We start from the raw sequence: 5,011 nt of genomic DNA, 5'->3' as shown, positions 1-5,011 counted from the left end.
GTTGGCGAGGTAAGGATTGTCATGACGAATCCTCGGAGCTAGGGTTTAAGGGCTTGTCGGGGTTTACCCTTGCGCTGGCTTGCCTCTATCGTCGGTTTTACCGATGAATTCCTTATCGGCGCTTCGGGTAGAAGGGGCGGGACGAGAAGTCTCCCACGGTCCGTACTGGCTAGAGTCGGAATCGAGCTTTTAGTCCCGCCCACCCCTTCAAGTCTAAACATACAAGCCGAGCTTGCTCGCGATTGCGGCTTAACATTCAACGAAGATGCTGAATGTGATGGCCTCATCGCGAGCAAGCTCGGCTCCCACAGTTGTTATGTGTTTCCTACAGGATTACAGCAATTCAAAGCTCTGCTGCGTCACGTCCTCGGAGTTCAGGCCGATCTGCACGTTGAACTTGCCCGGCTCGGCTGCGAACTTGAGCTGTGCGTTGTAGAACTTCAGGTCGTCCTCGGTGATGGTGAAGTGCACGACTTTCTGTTCGCCGGCCTTGAGCATGACTTTCTGGAAGTTCTTCAACTCCTTGAGCGGCCGGATCATCGAACCGGTCACGTCCTGAATGTACAACTGCACCACGGTTTCGCCGTCACGCTTGCCGGTGTTTTTCACCGTGACGCTGGCGTCGAGCTTGCCGGTCTTGTTCAGCGTGGTCGACGACAGGGCCATGTCGCTCAGGCTGAAATCGGTGTAGCTCAAGCCGAAGCCGAACGGGAACAGCGGGCCGGTGGTGTCATCGAAATACTGCGACGTGTAGTTGCCCGGTTTGCCCGGTGTGAATGGTCGGCCAATGCTCAGGTGGTTGTAGTAGGTCGGAATCTGGCCTACCGAGCGCGGGATGGTGATCGGCAGTTTGCCCGACGGGTTGTAGTCGCCGAACAGCACGTCGGCAATCGCGTTGCCGCCTTCGGTGCCGCTGAACCAGGTTTCCAGAATCGCGTCAGCCTGTTCCTTCTCTTCGAGAATCGACAGCGGACGGCCGTTCATCAACACCAGCACCAGCGGTTTGCCGGTGGCTTTCAAGGCTTTGATCAATTCGCGCTGGTTGGGCGGGATGTTGATATCGGTGCGGCTCGATGATTCGTGCGACATGCCGCGGGACTCGCCCACTGCTGCGACCACCACATCGGCATCCTTGGCGGCTTTCACCGCTTCGTCGATCAACACTTGCGCCGAACGCGGATCGTCTACCACTTCCGGGGCATCGAAGTTGAGGAAGTTCAGGTAACCGAGGACTTTGGGGTCGCTGGTGATGTTGGCGCCACGGGCGTAGATCAACGTCGATTTATCACCCAGGGCATTGGTCATGCCGTCGAACAGCGTGACCGATTGCGCAGGGCGACCGTTGGCGGCCCAGCTGCCCATCATGTCGATCGGTGCCTTGGCCAGCGGACCCACCAAAGCGATTTTCGCGGTTTTTTTCAGCGGCAGGATTTCGCCCTGGTTTTTCAACAGCACCAGACTGCGGCGCGCGACGTCGCGGGCCTCGGCGCGGTGCAGGCGGCTATCGGCATTGGTGTCGGCCGGATCATCCTCGGCCTTGCCGATGCGCAGGTACGGGTCCTTGAACAGGCCCATGTCGTACTTGGCCGCCAGCACTTCACGCACGGCGTTGTCGATGTCGCTTTGTTCAATTTCGCCGGCCTTCAACAGCCCAGGCAGCTCTTTGCCATAGAGGGTGTCGTTCATGCTCATGTCGATACCGGCCTTGATCGCCAGCTTCGCGGCTTGGCGGCCATCGGCGGCAACGCCGTGCTTGATCAGCTCGAAAATCGCCCCATGGTCACTGACGGCCAGGCCTTTGAAGCCCCACTCCTTGCGCAACAGGTCATTCATCAGCCAGGTGTTGGCGGTGGCCGGCACGCCGTTGATCGAGTTCAGCGCAACCATCACCCCGCCAGCACCCGCGTCAATCGCGGCGCGGTAAGGCGGCAGGTAATCCTGGTACATCTTGATCGGGCTCATGTCGACGACGTTGTAGTCGCGGCCGCCTTCGACGGCGCCGTACAAGGCAAAGTGCTTGACGCTGGCCATGATGCTGTCGGCCGCATTTGCGCCGGTGCCCTGGAACGCCTTGACCATGACGCCGGCAATGCGCGACACCAGGTAGGTGTCTTCGCCGAAGCCTTCGGAAGTACGGCCCCAACGCGGGTCGCGGGAGATGTCGACCATCGGTGCGAAGGTGAGGTCGACGCCGTCCGATGCGGCTTCCTTGGYGGCGATGCGCCCGGACAGGCTAATGGCGTCCATGTCCCAGCTCGAGGCCAGGGCCAGCGGAATCGGGAAAATGGTGCGATGGCCGTGGATCACGTCGTAGGCGAAGAACATCGGGATCTTCAACCGGCTGCGCATGGCCGCGTCCTGCATCGGACGGTTTTCCGGGCGAGTGATCGAGTTGAACGTGCCGCCGATGTTGCCGGCCGCGATTTCCTTGCGGATCAGTTCGCGGGGCATTTCCGGGCCGATGCTGATCAGGCGCAACTGGCCGATTTTTTCATCGAGGGTCATCTGCTTCATCAAATTGTTGATGAAAGCGTCCTTGTTCTCTAGAGGTGCGGGCGTCGTGGCGGCCAATACGTTATGACTGGCCAGGCCGACGAACAGGCCCAGCAAACACAGCTTCTTCATGAATTTTTTTCTCAAAAGCCCAAACGGCTGTGAATACGCGCCGGTCAGCCAAAAGTTAGGGAGCGACTATTGTTGTTCAGGTAAATGCATGCACACTTGCCCAGCGTTTTGCGCTGGGGGCATCTTTTAGCCCATTGGCTCGATGCAATCCAGTGGCGGCGGCAGATTATGCCCCAAGTGCCCGGTCAGAGGGGTGCAGGTTGTTATTCAACGGAATGTGCCAGGGAGTGACCCAAATGAATGTACGACACCACTATCGGTCGAGCCTGCAGGTGGCCGCCTTGTTGTTGCTGGCCAGCGTGTTGACGGGCTGCGGCATCAATACGATTCCGACCCTCGACGAACAGGCCAAAGCCGCGTGGGGCCAGGTTCAGAACCAGTACCAGCGTCGTGCCGACCTGATTCCAAACCTGGTGGAAACCGTCAAAGGCTACGCCAAGCATGAAGAGGAAACCCTGACCGCGGTGATTGAAGCACGGGCCAAGGCAACGTCCATTCAAGTGGATGCCAAGACCCTCGACAATCCGGAAAAACTCAAACAGTTCCAGCAGGCCCAGGATCAACTGACCGGTGCCTTGAGCCGTTTGATGGTGGTGTCCGAGCGTTATCCAGACCTCAAGGCCAACCAGAACTTCCTGGCCTTGCAGTCGCAACTGGAAGGCACCGAGAACCGTATCGCTGTGGCGCGTCGTGATTTCATCCTCGCGGTGCAGAAATACAACACTGAAATCCGCACCTTTCCAGGGCGCCTGTGGCACAGCGTGATGTACAGCGATTTGCCGATCCGCGAAACCTTCGAGGCGACCACGCCGGATGCCGACAAAGCGCCCCAAGTGAAATTTTGATCGGTTGAAGTGCTGAGCGACTCAACGCATCACCACGGATGAGGTTGCCAATGCGCGTGTTGAAAGTGGGCCTGATGTTGTTGTTTTGGGTGTTTGCCCTGGCGGCCCAGGCTGAACTGAAATTTCCATCGCTGACCGGGCGTGTGGTCGATAACGCCCAGATGATCGAACCGTCGGTGCGCGAGCAGCTGACGCAGCAACTTCAGGCCCATGAATCGGCCACCGGCGAGCAACTGGTGGTGGTCACGCTCCCGGACTTGCAGGGCACCGACATTGCGGACTTCGGCTATCAACTGGGGCGTTACTGGGGCATCGGCCAGAAAGATAAAAATAACGGCGCGCTGCTGATCGTCGCGCGCGATGAGCGTAAATTGCGCATCGAAGTCGGCTACGGCCTCGAAGACCGCCTGACCGACGCGCAAAGTTCGGTGATCATCAACCAGGTGATCACCCCGGCATTCAAGACCGGCAACTTCAGCAAAGGCATCAGCGACGGGGTCGCGGCGATGCTGGTGGTGCTGGGCGGTAGCTCGCTGGATGAACCGTCCACGGTTTACGAGCCGCGAGGTGACGAGGACAGTGACTTCGTTGCGCGCCATCCCGGCGTCTTCGTGTTTCTGGTAATGCTGTTCATCCTGACGATTTTCGTCTTGCAGATGCTCGGGATTCTGCCGGTCGGGCGAGGAGGCTCGGGCGGTTCCAGCGGTGGCTTTGGCGGTGGCGGTTTTGGTGGCGGCGGTGGAGGCGGGGGCTTCAGCGGCGGCGGGGGCAGTTTCGGGGGCGGCGGTTCGTCGGGCGGCTGGTGATAACAATAATGATCAGGCACTTTTAAACATGGCATTACTGACTGAACACGAACAACGCAAGGTGGCCGAGGCAATCGCCCGGGTCGAGCGTGACACCGACGCCGAGCTGGTGACGGTCCTCGCGGCCCGCGCCGATGACTACGCGTACATCCCGCTGCTGTGGGCCAGCCTGCTGGCGCTGATGGTGCCGGGAATCGTGCATTACCTGACCGGCTGGTTGACCCTGCACAGTTTGCTGCTGGTGCAATGGATCCTCTTCATCGCGCTGTGCCTGGTATTCCGCATTCCAAAAGTCACCACCTACCTGATCCCGCGCTCGGTGCGGCACTGGCGTGCATCGAACCTGGCACGCCGGCAATTCCTGGAGCAAAACCTGCACCACACGGTCGGCAGCACCGGCATGCTGATTTTTGTCTGCGAAGCCGAGCGTTATGTAGAAATCCTGGTGGACGAAGGGATTTCCAGTCGGCTGGATAACAAGAACTGGGATTCGATTGTGGCGGCGTTCACCCAGCAAGTGAAACAGGGCCAGACGTTGCAAGGGTTTGTGACCTGTATCGAGGCCTGTGGTGAGTTGCTCAAAGTGCATGTGCCCGTGACGCAAGTGCGCAACGAGTTGCCGAACCGGTTGGTGGTGTTGGGCTAAATGCAGGCCGCAACTCACTTCCCTGTAGCAGCTGGCGAAGCCTGCGTCGGCCGGTCCGCGCTCGGGCGCAGCAGTCGTAAAACTAAAAC

General features: G+C 59.3%; 4 protein-coding genes. 3 read left to right on the top strand and 1 reads right to left on the bottom strand.

The genetic code is table 11. The features are described 5' to 3' along the window. Positions 1-333: 333 nt before the first annotated feature. Complete coding sequence (bglX, locus tag AC1D2P_RS30150) at positions 334-2,625, bottom strand: beta-glucosidase BglX (RefSeq protein WP_477811748.1); 2,292 nt, start codon at positions 2,623-2,625, stop codon at positions 334-336. A gap of 236 nt (positions 2,626-2,861) precedes the next feature. Between bglX and AC1D2P_RS30145 the strand changes: the two genes are divergently transcribed. The 3 genes from AC1D2P_RS30145 to AC1D2P_RS30135 are packed head-to-tail and all read left to right on the top strand — an operon-like array spanning position 2,862 to position 4,922. Further along, complete coding sequence (locus AC1D2P_RS30145; protein ID WP_046029414.1) at positions 2,862-3,470, top strand: LemA family protein; 609 nt, start codon at positions 2,862-2,864, stop codon at positions 3,468-3,470. Between the two features lie 50 nt (positions 3,471-3,520). Further along, on the top strand, positions 3,521-4,276 hold the full coding sequence (locus AC1D2P_RS30140; RefSeq protein ID WP_046029415.1) for a TPM domain-containing protein: 756 nt from the start codon (positions 3,521-3,523) through the stop codon (positions 4,274-4,276). Positions 4,277-4,304: 28 nt separating this feature from the next. Beyond that, complete coding sequence (locus tag AC1D2P_RS30135) at positions 4,305-4,922, top strand: TPM domain-containing protein (RefSeq protein WP_046029417.1); 618 nt, start codon at positions 4,305-4,307, stop codon at positions 4,920-4,922. Positions 4,923-5,011: the final 89 nt, after the last annotated feature.

The organism is Pseudomonas sp. P1_F1_2, from assembly GCF_056405815.1.
This window is presented reverse-complemented; position numbering and strand designations above follow the sequence as displayed.